The 18093-nt window shown below is 70.5% G+C and carries 13 protein-coding genes; 5 read left to right on the forward strand and 8 right to left on the reverse strand.

Annotated features, from left to right (window positions below):
* Nucleotides 1–88: 88 nt before the first annotated feature.
* A complete protein-coding gene (locus ACMTAK_RS30205; RefSeq protein ID WP_413809098.1) occupies nt 89–1429 on the reverse strand; it encodes a UDP-glucose dehydrogenase family protein in 1341 nt (446 codons plus the stop codon).
* Between the two features lie 165 nt (nt 1430–1594).
* Here ACMTAK_RS30205 and ACMTAK_RS30210 point away from each other — a divergent pair, with 165 nt between their 5' ends.
* Complete coding sequence (locus tag ACMTAK_RS30210; protein ID WP_413809099.1) at nt 1595–2770, forward strand: acyl-CoA dehydrogenase; 1176 nt, start codon at nt 1595–1597, stop codon at nt 2768–2770.
* 68 nt (nt 2771–2838) lie between these two features.
* Here the strand turns inward: ACMTAK_RS30210 and ACMTAK_RS30215 are convergent, their stop codons facing one another.
* The gene (locus ACMTAK_RS30215) at nt 2839–4158 is read right to left on the reverse strand and encodes an LCP family protein (RefSeq protein WP_413809100.1); all 1320 of its coding nucleotides are present in this window, start codon (nt 4156–4158) and stop codon (nt 2839–2841) included.
* Between the two features lie 107 nt (nt 4159–4265).
* Between ACMTAK_RS30215 and ACMTAK_RS30220 the strand changes: the two genes are divergently transcribed.
* Nucleotides 4266–4838 carry an acyl-CoA thioesterase gene (locus tag ACMTAK_RS30220; protein WP_413809101.1) on the forward strand — a complete coding sequence of 191 codons (573 nt, stop codon included), beginning with the start codon at nt 4266–4268 and terminating at the stop codon, nt 4836–4838.
* 39 nt (nt 4839–4877) lie between these two features.
* Here ACMTAK_RS30220 and ACMTAK_RS30225 read toward each other — a convergent pair whose 3' ends face one another.
* On the reverse strand, nt 4878–6335 hold the full coding sequence (locus ACMTAK_RS30225) for an LCP family protein (protein WP_413809102.1): 1458 nt from the start codon (nt 6333–6335) through the stop codon (nt 4878–4880).
* A gap of 222 nt (nt 6336–6557) precedes the next feature.
* Between ACMTAK_RS30225 and ACMTAK_RS30230 the strand changes: the two genes are divergently transcribed.
* Complete coding sequence (locus ACMTAK_RS30230) at nt 6558–7574, forward strand: glycosyltransferase family 2 protein (protein ID WP_413809103.1); 1017 nt, start codon at nt 6558–6560, stop codon at nt 7572–7574.
* A 103-nt stretch (nt 7575–7677) separates the two neighbouring features.
* On the opposite strand, the gene ACMTAK_RS30235 is transcribed toward ACMTAK_RS30230, so the two are convergent.
* From ACMTAK_RS30235 to ACMTAK_RS30250, 4 genes are all read right to left on the reverse strand, one after another.
* On the reverse strand, nt 7678–9300 hold the full coding sequence (locus ACMTAK_RS30235) for an LCP family protein (RefSeq protein WP_413809104.1): 1623 nt from the start codon (nt 9298–9300) through the stop codon (nt 7678–7680).
* A 69-nt stretch (nt 9301–9369) separates the two neighbouring features.
* Nucleotides 9370–11061 (reverse strand): LCP family protein, encoded by a 1692-nt coding sequence (locus ACMTAK_RS30240; protein WP_413809105.1) that lies wholly within the window; start codon nt 11059–11061, stop codon nt 9370–9372.
* Nucleotides 11062–11288: 227 nt separating this feature from the next.
* A complete protein-coding gene (locus ACMTAK_RS30245) occupies nt 11289–12407 on the reverse strand; it encodes an LCP family protein (protein WP_413809106.1) in 1119 nt (372 codons plus the stop codon).
* Between the two features lie 275 nt (nt 12408–12682).
* A complete protein-coding gene (locus tag ACMTAK_RS30250) occupies nt 12683–13435 on the reverse strand; it encodes a TIGR03089 family protein (RefSeq protein WP_413809107.1) in 753 nt (250 codons plus the stop codon).
* 128 nt (nt 13436–13563) lie between these two features.
* Between ACMTAK_RS30250 and ACMTAK_RS30255 the strand changes: the two genes are divergently transcribed.
* Nucleotides 13564–15204 (forward strand): N-acetylmuramoyl-L-alanine amidase, encoded by a 1641-nt coding sequence (locus ACMTAK_RS30255; RefSeq protein ID WP_413809108.1) that lies wholly within the window; start codon nt 13564–13566, stop codon nt 15202–15204.
* Between the two features lie 71 nt (nt 15205–15275).
* Complete coding sequence (manB, locus tag ACMTAK_RS30260; protein WP_413809109.1) at nt 15276–16382, forward strand: mannose-1-phosphate guanylyltransferase; 1107 nt, start codon at nt 15276–15278, stop codon at nt 16380–16382.
* A 649-nt stretch (nt 16383–17031) separates the two neighbouring features.
* Here the strand turns inward: manB and ACMTAK_RS30265 are convergent.
* The gene (locus ACMTAK_RS30265; protein WP_413809110.1) at nt 17032–17943 is read right to left on the reverse strand and encodes a DNA-3-methyladenine glycosylase family protein; all 912 of its coding nucleotides are present in this window, start codon (nt 17941–17943) and stop codon (nt 17032–17034) included.
* Between the last annotated feature and the right edge of the window lie 150 nt (nt 17944–18093).

Genomic DNA, 18093 nt, shown 5'->3' on the forward strand with positions numbered 1-18093 from the left:
CGAGCGGCGGAAACCGCGAGGAGAGCGAGGCCGGTAAGAGGGGAGGGGAAGGCGGACTACGGGGAAGGCGGACTACGGAGAAGGCGGACTACGCCATCGGGCGCCCGAGCGCCCGGTACGTCCACCCGGCGTCCCGCCAGACGTCGGGGTCCAGCGCGTTGCGCCCGTCGAGGATGCGGCGCTCGGCGACGACCGCGCCGAGGCTCACCGGGTCCAGCTCGCGGAACTCGCGCCATTCGGTGAGGTGCAGCACCGCATGGGCGCCCTCCGCCGCCGCGGCCGCGGTCGGGGCGTAGGCGAGGGTCGGGAAGAGGGCCCGGGCGTTCTCCATGCCCTTGGGGTCGAAGACCGTCACCTGGGCGCCCTGGAGCTGTATCTGCCCGGCCACGTTGAGCGCGGGGGAGTCCCGGACGTCGTCGGAGTCCGGCTTGAAGGCCGCGCCCAGCACCGCGACCCGCTTGCCCAGGAAGGCGCCGCCGACGGCCTCGCGGGCCAGCTCGACCATATGGCCGCGGCGCCGCATGTTGATCGAGTCGACCTCGCGGAGGAAGGTCAGCGCCTGGTCGGCGCCGAGCTCACCGGCGCGCGCCATGAAGGCCCGGATGTCCTTCGGCAGACAGCCGCCGCCGAAGCCGATCCCGGCCCGCAGGAACTTCTTGCCGATGCGCTCGTCGTAGCCGATGGCCTCGGCGAGCTTGACCACATCGCCGCCCGCGGCCTCGCAGACCTCGGCCATCGCGTTGATGAAGGAGATCTTGGTCGCCAGGAAGGAGTTGGCCGCGACCTTCACCAGCTCGGCGGTCGGGAAGTCGGTCACCACGAAGGGCGAGCCCTCGCCGATGGGCGTCTGGTACACCTCGCGCAGCAGCTTCTCGGCCCGGTCGCCCGCGACGCCGACCACGATCCGGTCCGGGTGCAGGGTGTCCTGGACGGCGAACCCCTCGCGCAGGAACTCCGGGTTCCAGGCGAGCTCCGCGTCCGCCCCCACCGGGGCCAGCTCGGCCAGCCGGGCCGCGAGCAGGTCGGCGCTGCCGACCGGCACCGTGGACTTGCCCACGACCAGCGCGGGGCGGCGCAGATGCGGGGCCAGCGACTCCACCGCGGAGTTCACATAGCTCATGTCACAGGCGTACTCGCCGTGCTTCTGCGGGGTGTTCACACAGATGAAGTGGATGTCGCCGAACTCCCCGGCCTCCTCGTAGGAGGTGGTGAAGCGCAGTCGCCCGCTGGACCCCTCGATCCCCACGGTGTGGCGCCGCAGCAGCTCCTCGAGCCCGGGTTCGTACATCGGCACCCGGCCCTGGGTGAGCATCGCGATCTTCTCGGGCACGACGTCGAGGCCCAGCACCTCGAAGCCCAGCTCCGCCATGGCCGCTGCGTGGGTGGCGCCGAGGTAGCCGGTGCCGATCACGGTGATCTTGAGGGCCATGCCATGCTCCAGAACGGTCGATCGCAGATGCGGTGCCTGAGCATAGTCGGGACCGGGGGACGGGCTCAGCCGACTCTGTCAGGTAACTCACGTATACCTACCGAGGGGTCGCCCCTAGAATTCAGTTACTTAACGGTAGTTAGCGCGCTATGGGGAGTGAGAGGCTTGACGTCCTCGGTGAATGACTTCGACCTGTACCGGCCGTCCGAAGAGCACGACATGCTCCGGGACGCCGTCCGCTCTCTCGCCGAGGCGAAGATAGCCCCTTATGCCGCCGAGGTCGACGAGGAGGCCCGCTTCCCCCAGGAGGCGCTGGACGCCCTGGTCGCGAACGATCTCCACGCGGTGCACGTCCCCGAGTCCTACGGCGGCTCGGGCGCGGACGCGCTGGCCACCGTGATCGTCATCGAGGAGGTCTCCCGGGTCTGCGCCTCCTCCTCCCTGATCCCCGCGGTCAACAAGCTGGGCTCGCTGCCGGTCATCCTCTCCGGCTCCGAGGAGCTGAAGAAGAAGTACCTGGCCCCGCTCGCCAAGGGCGACGCGATGTTCTCGTACTGTCTCTCCGAGCCGGACGCGGGCTCGGACGCGGCCGGGATGAAGACCAAGGCGGTCCGCGACGGCGACTTCTACGTGCTCAACGGCGTCAAGCGCTGGATCACCAACGCCGGGGTCTCCGAGTACTACACGGTGATGGCCGTCACCGACCCCGAGAAGCGCTCCAAGGGCATCTCGGCCTTCGTCGTCGAGAAGTCCGACCCGGGCGTCTCCTTCGGCGCCCCGGAGAAGAAGCTCGGCATCAAGGGCTCCCCGACCCGCGAGGTCTACCTCGACAACGTCCGCATCCCCGCCGACCGCATGATCGGCGCCGAGGGCACCGGCTTCGCCACCGCCATGAAGACCCTCGACCACACCCGGATCACCATCGCCGCCCAGGCCCTCGGCATCGCCCAGGGCGCGCTCGACTACGCCAAGGGGTACGTCCAGGAGCGCAAGCAGTTCGGCAAGCCGATCGGCGACTTCCAGGGCGTCCAGTTCATGCTCGCCGACATGGCGATGAAGCTGGAGGCCGCCCGGCAGCTCACCTACGCGGCGGCGGCCCGGTCCGAGCGGGTGTCCCTCGGCGGCGGCAAGGAGGACCTGACGTTCTTCGGCGCCGCGGCCAAGTGCTATGCCTCCGACGCCGCGATGGAGATCACCACGGACGCCGTCCAGCTGCTCGGCGGCTACGGCTACACCCGTGACTACCCGCTCGAGCGGATGATGCGTGACGCCAAGATCACGCAGATCTACGAGGGCACGAATCAGGTCCAGCGCATCGTGATGGCGCGCAACCTTCCGTAGTCCTCGAAAGACCAAAGACCGCTGCCGGGCCCGTCGGGCCCGGCAGCGGTCTTCTGTGGTGGTCCGGATCAGTTGTTGGAGACGGTGACCTTGTCGTCGTTCTTCAGCTCGCTCATCAGCTGCTTGACCTTGGCCATGTCCCACTGCACCGCGCTGCCCTTGGAGGTGGCCAGGCCGGGGTTGGAGATCGGCATGTTCATCTGCTTGCCGTCGCCGCCGGAGACGCTCTTCATCGCGAAGAACATGTCCTTCACGTCCCACAGGCTCATGTCCTTGTCGACGACCAGGTTGTCCAGGCCGGCGCCCATCGTCGGGTAGAGCTTGAACGGGTTCATGATCGTGCTCGGCGAGGCCGCCTTGTTGGCCAGCGCGGACAGGAACTTCTGCTGGTTCTTGGTGCGGTCCAGGTCGCCGCCCGCGAGGCCGTAGCGCTGCCGGACGAAGGCGAGCGCCTGCTGGCCGTTCAGCGTCTGCTCGCCCTTCTTCAGGTCATTGCCGGACTTCTTGTCCTTCATGTCCTGCGGGATGTCGATCTCGACACCGCCGACCCCGTCCACCAGATTGGCGAAGCCGTCGAAGCCGATCTCCGCGTAGTGGTCGATCTTCAGGCCGGTGTTGTACTCGATCGTGCGGACGAGCAGCCCGGGGCCCTCGGAGGAGTACGACGCGTTCAGCTTGTTCTGGCTCTGCGGGATCCGCCGGCCGCTCTCCGAGCCGGTGAAGGCCGGGATGGTGACCCACGAGTCACGCGGGAGGCTGACCATGGTGTTCCCGTTCTCACCGACATGGAGAAGGATCATGGAGTCGGTGCGGCGGCCGTCGGCCGAGCCGGTGTGCAGCTTCTTCTTGTCCTCGTCGGACATGCCCTCGCGGCTGTCCGAACCGACGATCAGGTAGTTGGTGCCCTTGCCGCCGCCCGGCCGGTCCTCGACCTTGCTCAGGTCCACCTCGTTGCGGAGCTTGGAGTCGGCCCAGATGTAGGTGCCGATGCCGACGGCGAGCAGCAGGACGATCAGGGTGACCAGGCCGATGGTTATCCGGCGCTTCCAGTTCTTCGGCCTCACCGGGCGCGGGCCGGGGCCGCCGGGGCCACCGGGGCCGTGGTCGCCGCCGCCCGGTCCGCCGTTGCCGCGGCCGTAGACCTGACCGGTGTTGTAACCGTCGTCGTAGTCGTCATAGCCCTGGGACGCCTGCTGCCGCGGAACGGTGCCGCGGGGCGAGAGGCCGGGCGGCAGCGGTGGCTCGTCGTACGGCGGTGGACCGCCCGCACCGGGCGCGCCGCGCCTCACCTGTGGCATCGCCCGAGCCCCTTCCGGCTCGGCGCTGCCGCTACCACGTCCGTACCGGCCGCTACCGTCGCCGGACCATCCCTGGGGCCATTCGCTCATGCGATGCAGTGTGCCTGGTCGGGGGGGTCGCATTACAGGGCGGGTGCCGGATCGCGGCAGGGCTGTTGCAGACCTGATAAGAATCTGGTCCGCATAAGGTGGACGACATGACCAAACAGGCCCAGGGTGCGGAACCGGAGCTTCCGGGAAAGCCCACCTCCGCCTCTCGTACCACGCTGTCACACATCATGACCGGCAGTGACACCAATCTCCTCGGCACCGTCCACGGCGGCGTGATCATGAAACTGGTGGACGACGCCGCCGGAGCGGTCGCCGGCCGTCACTCGGAGGGGCCCGCGGTCACCGCGTCGATGGACGAGATGGCCTTCCTCGAACCGGTCAGAGTCGGCGACCTCGTCCATGTGAAGGCCCAGGTCAACTGGACCGGCCGGTCCTCCATGGAGATCGGGGTGCGGGTGCTCGCCGAGCGGTGGAACGAGTCCACGCCCGCCACCCAGGTCGGCAGCGCCTATCTGGTCTTCGCCGCCGTCGACGCCGACGGCAAGCCCCGGCCCGTGCCCCCGGTCATCCCGGAGAGCGAGCGGGACAAGCGGCGTTACCAGGAGGCCGAGATCCGCCGGACCCACCGGCTGGCCCGCCGCCGCGCGATCAAGGAACTCCGCGCCCGGCGCACCGCCGGGCGCGCCGACGACGCCACCGAGGGCGCCGACCGGCCGTGACCCCCGGAGGTCGGCGCCGACCGGCCGTGACCCCCGGGGTCAGAGGGAGCGGATGGCGCCGCCCTCGGGGCAGACGACCTCGTCGCCGGTGACGGCCCCGAACCCGGCGGTGTCGGTCTTCGGCGCCTCGAGCCGCACCGGTCGTACGCCCTTGTAGTCCGCGCCGATCGTGATCTGCATCACCGCGCCCTGCCCGACCACCGGCTTCAGCCGGGCCCCGGGCAGCGCGGCCGCAAGGGAGCGCGCCGAGCGGTCCCAGACGGGGTCGTACGCGATCACCGTGCGCCGGACGTCGGGGGTCGCGGCGTCGGCCGGGGAGCCGGTGGTGGCGAAGCCGGTGGCGTGCAGCGCGCGGTCCGCGCGGCGGGCGAGCCCCGCCGTGTTGGTGCCGTTGAGCACATGCACCCGGATCCGGGCCGGGTCCACGTCGACCGGGGTGGCCCGGACACGCTTCGGGCGGTGGGTGACGAGCGGCCGGTCCTCGCGGAGGGTGGTGAAGAGCCGCTCGGCCTTGGCCTGGTTCCAGCGGAGCGTGGAGCCGGCCCCCTTCACCGGCACACCGGGCAGCACCACCGGGACCGAGGCGAACTCCGAGGACCCGGGGGTGACCCCGCTCATGGCCCGCCCCAGGGCGACCATGTCCTCCGCGCTGAAGCCGTGGTCGGCGCGGACCGAGCCCAGCAGCGCCCCGGCCACCCGGTTGAACCGCACGGGGTTGAGCAGGATGCCCCCGGCGGTGGTCTGGTGGACCACGGCCGCCATGAAGCGCTGCTGCCGCTGGATCCGGCCCAGGTCGGAGGTGCCGTCCACATGCCGGGAGCGGACGTACTGCAGCGCCTGGCCGCCGTTCAGCACATGGGTGCCGGCGGGCAGGTCAAGACCGGTGTGGTCGTCCTTGAGCGGTCGCGCGGTGCAGATCTTCACCCCGCCGAGCACATCGACCGTCTTCATGAAGCTGGTGAAGTCCACCTCGAGGTAGTGGTCGACATGGACGCCGGTCAGATGCTCCACGGTGCGCACGGTCAGCCTCGGCCCGCCCTCGGCGTACGCGGCGTTGAGCTTCCGCGGATGGCTCGGATGGCGCTTGCCGGTGGCGTCGGTGTACGCGGGGATCCTGGCGTACGAGTCGCGGGGCAGGCTGACCGCGCTGACCCGGCGGTGGTCGCCCGACAGATGCATCAGCATGATCGTGTCCGTGCAGCGGCACGGGGCTCCGCCCAGCCGGTACAGCGCCTTCTCCCGAGGCGTGATCTTCTCCCGTCCGTCCGTGCCGACCACGAGGAAGTTGACGCCCCCGCCGGTGCTCTTCGGCCGGTTGTCCAGGCCGCCGAAGGCATCCACCCGGTGGATCCCGGAATCGAGCTCCCTGACCAGCAGATGCCCGATGCCGCTGACCGCCAGCACCAGACAGGCGCCGCCCGTGGCCAGCCGCAGCCCCCAGCGGGGGCGGCGGGCGCGGGGGCGCGACGGGCGCGGCGATCGGGCCGGTGCACTCACTTGAGGGGACCTCCGTGAACTTCGGCGGGCTGGGCGGAACCGCCTCACCGTAGGCCCATACGACGATCGCCTTGACGGCCCCACGCCGCCCGTACGGGGCGCTGCCACCCGGGCGGCGCGTTCCGGCGTCCCCCATTCGCGGTAACGTGGCCCGGAAACCGCAGTCCTTTGGGGCCCCCGCCCCCAGTCTCCTGGGGCCCGGCCCCCGAACCCCGAGGTGCCATGCCCCCGCATCAGCTCCCGGCCGTCTCCGTGATCATGCCGGTGCTCAATGAGGAACGCCATCTGCGCAATGCCGTACGGCACATCCTGGAGCAGGAGTACGACGGTGAGATGGAGGTGGTGATCGCGCTCGGCCCGTCCACGGACCGCACCGACGAGATCGCCGCCGAACTGGTGGCGGAGGACCCCCGGGTGCATACGGTCCCCAACCCCACGGGCCGCACCCCCGCCGCCCTGAACGCGGCGATCAAGGCGTCCCGCCATCCGGTGGTGGTCCGGGTCGACGGCCACGGCATGCTCTCGCCCGACTACATCGCGACCGCCGTACGGCTCCTGGAGGAGACCGGCGCGCAGAACGTCGGCGGGCTCATGCACGCCGAGGGCGAGAACGACTGGGAGAAGGCCGTCGCCGCCGCCATGACCTCCAAGATCGGGGTGGGCAACGCGGCCTTCCACACCGGCGGTGAGGCGGCCCCCGCCGAGACCGTCTATCTGGGCGTCTTCCGGCGCGAGGCGCTCGAGCAGCAGGGCGGGTACAACGAGGAGTTCATCCGAGCCCAGGACTGGGAGCTGAACTTCCGGATCCGCGAGGCCGGCGGGCTGATCTGGTTCTCGCCCGAGCTGAAGGTCTCCTACCGGCCGCGGCCGAGCGTGCGGGCCCTGGCCAAGCAGTACAAGGACTACGGCCGCTGGCGCCATGTCGTGGCCCGCTTCCACCAGGGCTCGATCAATCTGCGGTATCTCGCCCCGCCGACCGCCGTCGTCGCCATCGCGGCGGGCATCGTGCTGGGCGCGATCGTCACCCCGTGGGGTTTCGTGATCCCCGGCGGCTATCTGGCCGCGATCGTCGCGGGCTCGCTCCCGGCGGGCAAGGGGCTTCCGGTGACGGCCCGGCTGCGGATTCCGGTGGCGCTCGCGACCATGCACATGTCGTGGGGCTGGGGCTTTCTGACCAGCCCGCGGGCGCTCGCCAAGAAGGTCATCGCCAGCCGCCGCCCGGCGGTCATGGCCCAGTAGCCGCGCCCGTAGGCCACGTAGGCCACGTAGGCCACGTAGGCCGCGTACGCCGAAGGGGCCGGACCCGCGTCGGGTCCGGCCCCTTCGCATGCCGTGACGGACGTCAGAAGGTGTAGCCCGGGTTGATCTTCATACAGCCCTTCTCCTCGCCGTTGAGCGCGTCCGCGCTCTTGGGCGTCTTGTCGACGTCGTCCGCCGCCGCCTTCGGATAGGCGGTGCCCTCGCGCCAGTCGTTGCCGACCACCAGGGTGATCTCCCGCACCGACGTCGACGACTTCACCGCGGACTTCGGCAGCTTCAGCGACTTGGCCACGGCCAGGGCGTCGCCCTGCCGGGGCTCGTCCGGGTAGAGGACGGTGGTGTCGGCCTGCGAGATGAGCACCGTATTCGCGGTGGCCTTGGCGTAGCCCAGCCGTGCCAGCTCGGAGGTGATGACCGCGGCCCGGCCGGAGACCGGCCCCAGGACGGTGCTGGCGGTGCCGTTCTGCACCACCACCGGGATCTGCTCCTTGGGCGCGGTGGGCGCCGGGGTCGCGTCGGGCTTCTTCTTGTCCTTGCCGTCCAGGCTTATGTCGTTGCGCAGCAGCGAGAAGGTCTGCTCGGCGTCGCCCGGCTTGGGCAGTACGTACCCCCCGCCGCCGCCGTACTCCCAGGGCATGGTGATCATGGTGGTGCGCTTGGTCGGCACCCGCTTGAGGTCATTGCCCAGGTCGTACAGCTTCTTGACGGTGCCGAGGCCGTGGTCGACGGTCAGCGCGTCGGTGGCGGCCTCCGCGAGGTCCATCAGCTTGCCCGGGTCGCTGAGCTTGGTGCCCGACTTCAGCTGGCGGATCATCGACGTCATATACATGTGCTGGGCCTTGGCCCGGCCGATGTCGCTGTTGTCCTCGAAGCCGTAGCGGGTGCGCAGCCACTGGAGGGCCTGGACGCCCTTGACGTTGTGGGTGCCCTTGGTCAGCTTCAGCCCGGAGCCATGGCCCTTGCTGTCATGGGAGTAGACGTTGTTGTCCACGCACACCGGGACGCCGCCGATGGCGTCCGCCATGGAGACCACCCCGGAGAAGTCGATCATCATGAAGTGATCGATGTAGACGCCGGTGAGCTCCTTCCAGGTGGCGACCGTGCAGCCCGGACCGCCGTGCTGGAGCGACTGGTTGATGGCCCCCTCGGTCTTCGGGTACACCGTGCCGTCGTGCGGATCGGTGCACCGGGGGATGGTCACCCGGGTGTCGCGCGGGATGCTGACCACCGACATGTTGCCGCGGTCGGCCGAGACGTGCACCAGCATCTGCACATCGCCCAGCGGCTTGCGGTCCGCGTCCTGCTTGGCGCCGCCCAGCTTGACGTTCTCCGCGGTGTTCCGGCTGTCGGAGCCGATGAGCAGGATGTTGAGGGGGGTCTGTCCGTCGGCGTTGGGCTCGGGCTTGCCGATCTTGCTGTCGCCGAGGTCCAGATCCTCCTTCTTCAGATTGCCGTTCAGGTGTTCGTAGTAGAAGTATCCGGCGCCGGCCGCGCCGAGCACCAGCACGGCCAGCGTCAGGGCGGTCCAGCGCAGGATCCGCACCCCGCGGCTCCGCTTCGGCCGCCCCTGACCGCCTCGTCGGCGCCCCGCGCCGTGCGACGCGGGGTCCTCCCCTTCCGGCGGGCTGTCGTCCTCACCGTGCTCACGTGGTTCGGGAACGGTGGCCCGCCGCCCTCTCTCCCCCCGCACACTGCTCTGCCGCATCGGGCCCTCCCCGCAGTCTCTCGGTCGTCCGGCCCGATGGACGAGGGTGGATCCGCTGGCCGGCGACGGTCACTTGGCGCAGACGTCCTTGTCGTCGGCCTCGACCCTCTGAATGTCCTTCGGCGCCTTCGACGGGGCGGAGATCGGTGTGCCGGCGCCCTTGAAGTCCGCGCCCAGCGTCAGAGTCATCTCCGCCATCGGCTCGGCGTCCTTCGTGCCTTCCTTCATGGCGGAGGCGGGCAGCCCCATGCTGTCGGCAAGCCGACGCGCCTGGTCGGCCTGGTTGGGAGCGTACTCCAGCGTCGTCTTCTTCAGTTCTGACGGAGCGTTTCCGCCGTTGCTGGTACGGGACATCCCCTCGGTGTTCTGCATCCAGTCGACGGTCTCCTGGGCGGCGCCGAACTGCCCGCTGCCGTTGAGCACCTTGACCCGGACGTCGGCGGGATCGGCCTTCGGCCCCTTGAGCCGCGCCGCCTGCTCGTCCTTGGCCGCCTTCTCCTTCTTCTTGACCTCGGTCAGCGAGACATCCTGCCGGACCATGGAGAACAGCGGCTCGGCCTTGGTCTTGTCGAGCAGCACGGTCGCGCCGTCGGTGTTGTCGACGACCGGAACCGTCGCGAAGGTGACGTTCTTGAGATCGACCTTGCTCAGGTTCTTCCCCAGCGAGGCCAGTTTGGAGACGGTGCCGATCCCGGTGTCCACGGTGAGCGCCTTGGTGGCGGTCTGGGCCAGGTCCCACATCTTGCCCGGGCTGGAGAGCGTCCCGCTGGACTTCATCTTGCGCATCAGCGAGCTCAGGAACTGCTGCTGGAGCTTGATCCGGTCCAGGTCGCCGCCGAAGCCGACGGCGTGCCGGGTCCGGACGAACGCCAGGGCCTGCTCGCCCTTGACCGTGTGCCGCCCCTTCTTCAGGTTCAGGTGCGACTTGGGGTCGTTGATGTCCTTGCCGAGGCAGATGTCCACCCCGCCGACCGCCGTGGACATGCTCTTGACCGCGTTGAAGTCGGCCATCATGAAGTGGTCGACCTCCAGCCCGGTGATCTTCTCCACCGTCTGCCAGGTGCAGCCGGGGTCGCGGCCCTCCTGCCCCAGACTGGTGTTGAACCGCACCTCGTCCTCGCCCGGGATCTTCTTCCTCCGGCCGTCTTCCTTCACGGTGCAGTCCGGGATGTCGGTGATCATGTCGCGCGGGAAGCTCAGCACCGTCGCGTTCGACCGGTCCGCGGAGACGTGGAACAGCAGGGTGGTGTCGGCGTGGCCGACGCTACCCGCGTCGCCGTAACCCTCGTTCCCCTTGCCGTCCCGGCGGTCGGTGCCGATCAGCAGGATGTTCATCGGGCCGTCGGAGACCGCGGCGTTGTTCTCGCCGACGTCCACCTTGCTGATGTTGTTGTTCAGGTGCTGATAGACGAAGTACGCCGCGGCCGAACCGCCCACCAGCAGAAAGGCCAGGGTGCCGCTGCCCCAGTAGAGCGCCTTCTTCGTCTTCGACTTCTTCGGCTTCGGCTTGCGACGGCTGACCGGGCCCGTCGGCTTCTCCTTCTCCGCCTCCCGTTTGGCCGCGCGGCGGCGCCCTCTGGGCTCGGAGCCGGTGGTGCCGTCATCGCTCGATGATCTGGAGACCCGTCGCAGCTCCGTGGTGTCGTCCGCCGATGTCTCGGCGGGATTCAGCCGCAGCTCGTAGTTGCCCGTATTCGGGTCGAACACCCACTGATCGGCTGGGTCGAAGTCACCCGCCCCGCCAGGGCCTTGCGCGTCCACGGTCGCCTGTGTCCTCCGTCGGTGCCACGCGGCGCCTCCCCCTCAAGGCGCTCCATCTGTCTTCATGCAGTGCGCGGCCACCTCGTAGAGCGCACCGGATCGCTCACACTATCCGTCCAGATCAGCGTCAAGCGACGCCGGTGACAAATTCCACTTCCCTACAACTGGGCAATCTGCCCAATCCTTATCTGATCCTTCACGAATCACGGGCTGCCCTTATGGTCCTTTTACTCGCAGATGCCGCGCGCCGCGGTCGTCCCCTGGTACCCGGTGAGGTCGGCGGCCTTCGGTCCGCCGCCCGTCGAGGCCGTGACGGCGTGGGACACCGGCACCGGCCGATCCAGCCGCAACTGCCGGAACAACCGGTCGGCATCGGGTTGGACGAGCTCATCGCGGTTCTTGTTGTACGTGTAGGGCTGCCGCGGAATCGTGAGGAAGCGGATCTTGTCCCGGGGGATGTCCCGCACCCCGCGCACCAGAGCGTACAGATCTTTGAGCGAATCCAGGCCCGGATCCGTGGTCAGCGAGGACGTCGCGGCATTGAGCACCGGATACAGCTTCGCGGGATTGAGCAGCACACCATTGCTCTGCACTTTCTTCACAAGCGAGCTCATGAACTCCTGTTGCCGCCCGATGCGCTCCGTGTCGCTGCCGTCGCCGATGCTGTACCGGGCGCGCACATAGCCCAGGGCCTGCTCGCCGTGGAGGACCTGACGGCCCGCGGGCAGCTTCAGATGCGCCTCGGCGTCGTCCACGGGCTCCTTCAGACACATCTCCACCCCGCCGACCGCGTTCACCAGCCGCTTGAAGCCACTGAAGTCCACGATCATGTGGTGGTCGACGCGGATCCCGGTCAGCTTCTCGACGGTGCGGATCGAACAGGCCGCGCCACCGGATTCGAATGCCCAGTTGAACTGGGCGAACCGGGCCTGGGTGCGCTTTCCGTCCGGCCCCTCGCAGGCCGGGATGTCCACCATCAGGTCGCGCGGGATGGAGACGGCGGTGGCGCTCTTCCCACCGGCCTGGAGATGCAGCAGGATCGTGGTGTCCGAGCGCTGGGTGCCGGTGTCCTTGCCGTACTTGCCGTTGCCCTTGCCGCCCCGGTTGTCGGAGCCGATCAGCAGGATGTTCTGCGCGTCCCGCACCACCGACACCGGCCGCTCGGCCTCGTACTTCTTCAGCTCGTTCGCGGTCCGGGTATCGGTGCGGATATTGCCGTCGAGGCGCTCGTAGAACCACCACCCCGCCCCGGCGGCCGACAGCACCAGCAAGGCCACGCCCAGTGCGAGGACGCGCGGCCAGCGGCGCCTGCGTCTCGGTGCGGGCTCAGAGCTGTCGGTCGTCACGTCCGCGTCCTCCCACCCGTCTTCCGCCTGGGGGCGGAGCGGCATCGCATGCCGGGATACCGATTAACGGAACAGACATGCGAAGCCCGTACATGGTTGTACGTATCCGTAGATCATCGCGCGGGGTGGGCGACGCGGCCCGTGGACCCGGCTCTCGGTCCGCCGGACGGGTCAGGGGAGGGGGTGGCCGGGATTTTGGGACGGGCGTGGGTGTGGGTGTTGGGTGTGGGGTGTGGCCTCAGGGTGCGGTGGCGGCGTGGGGTCAGGGTGTGGCCTCAGGGTGTGGTGGCGGTGACGCGCTCGCTCTCCTTGCGTCCGGCCAGCGCCTTCTCGTCCAGCCGGTCCAGATGGCGGCAGAGCACCACCGAACCGCCACTGGCCAGCGGTGCGTACAGCCCGTACGACAGCCCCTCCCAGGTGTCGTACGACAGCCCCGACAGGATCCGCGAACCGGGCCCGAGCCCCCGCCCGGCGGCGTCGGCGGCCGCCCGCTCCACCACCTCGGCGCTCGTCAGCTCCACACCGCCGACGGCCAGCGCGGGCGTATACGGGTCCACGGGGGAGTACGGGGCGAAGCGGTCGCCCTGGCTGGGCACCTCCACGGCGTAGTCCGCGAACCCCTCCGGCAGCTGGGGGAAGCGGCCGCCCAGCGGCTGAAGCGACAGCGCCACCCGCTCCCCGGAGCACTCCCGTGCCTCCTTGAGGCTGTCCGGCCCGCTGACGACGAGGTCGGCGGAGGCCGGGTCGCCCCCGATGTCCACGAGGACCCCGACCGAGGAACAGGCCAGCAGCCACACGGCGGTCTGCCAGTGGGCGGGGAGCAGTAGTGCGCATCTGTCGCCGGGCGCCGCGGCGAGATCGTCCTGGAGGAGATTGGCGGTCTTCGCCACCCAATTGGCGAAGGTGGCCACGGAGAGTTCGACGCGTTCGCCCGTGGCGTCGTCGTAGAAGGTCACGAGCGGGCGGGAGGGATCCGCGTCGAGCGCGGATCCCAGCAGGTCGGCGGGGGTGCGATCGGTGGCGTTCACCCGCGCAAGCCTACGCGCCGAAGTTGCGGCGCGGATGGGGTCGGTGGGGGTCGGGTCGCCGGACCGTCCGCGACGTGTGCGCTCTTCCGAATGGACAGGTTTGTCCCTTTATGTAGACGATTTCAATCATGCGTGCATACCTGGCATCCTCGATCGGCGTCGCGTGCACCGCTGCCCTCGCCCTTCCCCTCGCCCTGCACCCCGGCCCCGCCCATGCCCGTGCCGAGCGGACCGTCGTCGCCGGCTCCACGCAGTCGCTGCCGCTGCGCCCGCCGCACTCGCTCGTGGGCGGCGGGCCGGACCGGGGTGTGGCCGACGGGCGGGGAGACGCCGCGGTCGAGCGGGGCGTCACCGCGTCGGGCGTGCGGCCGTTCTCGCTCGTCGGCATCGTCTGGGACCGGCCCGCCGCTGAGCTCCGCGGCCGGGCGCAGGTGCGCACCCGTGCGGTCGGCGGCGCGTGGTCGCCATGGCGCGAGCTGCTGCCGTACGGGGACGAGGCCCCCGACCCGGATTCGCCCGAACTCCGCGGCGCACGGGCCCACGGCGGCACCGCGCCGCTGTGGGTCGGCGCCTCGGACGCCGTCCAGGCGCGGGTGCGGCCGGCACGGGCGGTGACGGCGGAGGCGGATGCGGGGTCGACTCCGGCGGATGCGGATGCGGATGCGGATGCGGATGCGGAGGCGGGCGCGCGGGCGGGGGACGCGGGGTCTGCGACGGCGGATGCGGGGGTGGCGGACCTGCCGTCCGGGCTGCGGCTGGAGCTGATCGAGCCGGGTGAGCCCACGGCGTCGCCGGGGCCGGGCCGGGCCGCGCTCCGCGCGCTTCCGGGGCATCCGGTGCCGACGGCGGGGGGTGGGGTGTCGGCGAGTGCGAGGCCGGGTGTGAGGCCGGGCGTGAGGCCGGGTGTGAGGCCGACGGTGGTGGGTTCGCCGGGAAGGCCGTCCTGGGGGGCCTCAGGGTCGTCGGGACCGTCCGCGAAACCGTCCTCGCCCCCCACGTCGTCCGCGAAGCCGGCTCCCAGACCCTCCGTATCCGTAACCATTACGCCGCCGCCCAGCGCGCTCGACGCCGGCACCGGCACCGGCACCGGCACCGGCACCGGCGCCGACACCGGTGCCGACATCGACACCGGCGCCGAGGCGGCCAACGCGGGCGCCGCCCGCTACCGCGCGCCGCGGCCCGGCATCGTCACGCGCGCGGGCTGGGGTGCCGACGAGAAGATCCGCGAAACGGGCCATGTCTACAGCAAGACCGTGAAGGTCGCCTTCATCCACCACACCGTGACGGGCAACAACTACAGCTGCTCACAGGCGCCCTCCGTTTTGCGTAGTATCTACCGTTACCACGTGAAGAGCCTGGGATGGCGGGACTACGGCTACAACTTCACCATCGACAAGTGCGGAAAAATCTACGAAGGCCGCTCCGGCGGTGTGACCAAAGCCGTACGCGGGGCGCACACGCTGGGCTTCAACACCAACAGCATGGGCATCGCCGTCCTCGGCACTTTCACCTCCAAGAAGCCCTCGGCCAAGGCCGTGAAGGCCGTCGCCAAGCTCACCGCGTGGAAACTGGGTCTCTTCAAGCGGAATCCGCGCGGTACGACGCATCTGGTGTCGGGCGGCGGCAACAAGTACAAGAAGGGCGCCACCGTGAAGCTCCATGTGATCGCGGGTCACCGCGACGGCTTTGCCACCGAGTGCCCTGGCAAGCGTCTCTACAAGAAGCTCGGTTCGGTGCGGAAGACGGCCGCCCGCCTCCAGGGGCGCTGATCAGGCGCGGTCCGGGGATCTGCATACACTGGCCGCCGACCGGCGAGCCCCAGCAGGAAGCAGAGACGTACGTGACCAATGCGCCAGCAACGCCATCGCCAGAGGCGATCCTCCTGGTCGGCGGCAAGGGAACCCGGTTGCGCCCGATGACGGTGCACACCCCCAAGCCGATGGTCCCGGCGGCCGGCGTTCCGTTTCTGACCCACCAACTCGCCCGCGCCCGCGCCGCCGGGGTCGAGCACATCGTGCTCGCCACGTCCTATCTGGCGGAGGTCTTCGAGCCGTACTTCGGTGACGGCTCCGCGCTCGGCCTGCGTCTGGAGTACGTGACGGAGGAGGAACCGCTCGGCACCGGCGGCGCCATCCGCAACGTCGCCTCCCGGCTGCGCTCGGGCCCCGACGACCCGGTGCTCATCTTCAACGGCGACATCCTCACCGGCCTCGACATCCGCGCCCTCGTCGACAACCACCGCACGACGGGCGCCGATGTCTCCCTGCACCTCACCCGGGTCCCGGACCCACGCGCGTACGGGCTCGTGCCCACGGACGAACGGGGCAGGGTCACCGCCTTCCTGGAGAAGCCGCAGACCCCCGAGGAGATCGTCACCGACCAGATCAACGCGGGCGCGTATGTCTTCAACCGCTCGGTCATCGACACGATCCCCGCCGACCGCCCTGTCTCCGTGGAACGCGAGACCTTCCCCGGTCTGCTCGCGGAGGGCGCCCACCTCCAGGGCATGGTCGACTCCACCTACTGGCTCGACCTGGGCACCCCCCAGGCGTTCGTCCGCGGCTCCGCGGACCTGGTGCTGGGCCGGGCCCCCTCCCCGGCCGTGCCGGGCCGCTGCGGCGACCGCCTCGTCCTGGACAGCGCCTCGGTCGCGGTCGACGCCAAACTGACCGGCGGCACGGTCATCGGCCGCCAGGCCCGGGTGGGCGCGGGCGCGCGCATCGACGGCAGCACGGTGCTGGAGGGCGCCATCGTGGAGGAGGGCGCCCAGGTCCACGACTCCCTCGTCGGCGCCGGCGCCCGAATCGGCGCCCGCACGGTCCTCCAGGGAGCGGTGGTCGGCGACGGCGCCCTCGTCGGCCCCGACAACGAACTACGAGACGGCGTGCGGGTGTGGTGCGGAGCCGACATCCCGGCCGGCGCGGTCCGCTTCTCATCCGACCAGTAACGCCCTGACGGCCAGGGGATGTCCGACGGATCGTGACGCCTGCGGCGGGCTGCTCCCCTCCCCGCCCCTTCCCGCAACTGGGGCCCAGCCCCAGACCCCGGGCCGCCATGCGGCGGAGCCGCATATCGATGCCGCGGGGGGAGGGGAGGGGGAAATATCCGCCGTAAACCCGGTAGCCGCCCCCACCCACCGGGCCACCACCTCAACCGCCTACGACGGAAACCCGGCCCCCGGCAAGACCCCAGCCCGCCCGACGGGAACCTGGCCCCCGACGGGACCCCACCTCTCCGGTCCGGCGTTTGAGGAGCCGCCGAACCCGGGGCGGGAGCCGGGCAACCAGCCTCTCCGGCGCTTGGAAGTGGAAACTCAGCCCCTCCGGCGCTTGAGGAGCGGGGTCCGGTGCGGGGCCCCGCACCCCAGCCCCTCCGGCGTTTGAGGAGCGGGGTCGGGGGCGGAGCCCCGACGGGGGCCGAGGGGGCGGAGCCCCATCGTTTCGGGAAGGGGCGGGGTGGGGGCTCACCGCCGAAGGCGCCCACGGCCCCGCACCCGGCGACGGCGCCCGCGACGGAGCCGGCACCCGGCGACCGCGCCCGCACCCGGCGACCGCGCCCGCACCCGCGACAGCAACCGCGCCCAAGAGCCCGCCGCCCTACATCCCCCGAAAGTCCCGCACCGCCAAGCGAGGCGCCCGCCGAGGCGGCGTCCGCCCGGACAACAAAATCAGCCGCGCCGCCCGATACCGCTGCCCCGCATAAGGCGCCAAAAGCTCCAGCATCGCCTCGTCATCCACCCCCCGCACCCCGGCAAGCGCATACCCGACAATCCCGGGCAAATGCAGATCGCCAACCGTAACCGCATCCGGCATCCCATTACTGCGCTGCAACGTCTCCGCCGCCGTCCAAGGCCCGATACCCGGAATCAACCGCAGCCGGGCCGAGGCAGCGGCAAGGTCCATGGACGCGGCCTCCTCCAGCCGCCGAGCAACCCGCACCGCCCGCAGAATCGTCGAGGAGCGCTTGACGTCCACACCCGCCCGATGCCACTCCCACGACGGGATCAGCGCCCAGCCCCGCGGATCGGGCATGACCCGCATCCGCATCCCCTCCGCCGGGCCGGGCGCGGGCTCGCCATGGCGCTGGAGCAGCAGCCGCCAGGCCCGGTACGCCTCGACGCCGGTGACCTTCTGCTCCAGGATCGAGGGGATCAGGGATTCCAGGACCAGCCCGGTCCGGATGAGCCGGAGGCCGGGGTGACGCCGATGCGTCTCGTGGACGAGTCGATGGCGGGGCACGAACGCCGACGGGTCGTCGTCCGCCCCGAGCAGGGCGGGCAGCCCGTCCAGCAGCCACTCCGCTCCCGGCCCCCAGGCCCGCCCCTCGATCTCCGCGCCCTTGCGCGCGATCCGTAGGGTCCCGGGCCCGGCCGGAGTCCGGCTCGCCCGCCAGAAGGCACCGTCCGCGCCGACCTGGAACGCGGGATCCCCGGGTCCTCGCTGCAGCACACCGAGGTTACGCGCGAGGTCACAGGGGCCCGGGGGACTCCAGACACGTCTCACACACACGCGGCCACCCTACGACCCACCGCCGCCCCACCGGTTCGGCACCCACCACACCACCGACCGCGCACCCCGCCCTACGGTGCCCAGCCACCCCCGGCCAACCCCAAGGCGCACCCCAGCAACCACCCCTGCACCCGCGCTCCCACTCCGCAC

The sequence above is a fragment of the Streptomyces lacaronensis genome (assembly GCF_047337785.1).
GTDB classification, from domain to species: Bacteria; Actinomycetota; Actinomycetes; order Streptomycetales; family Streptomycetaceae; genus Streptomyces; species Streptomyces lycopersici.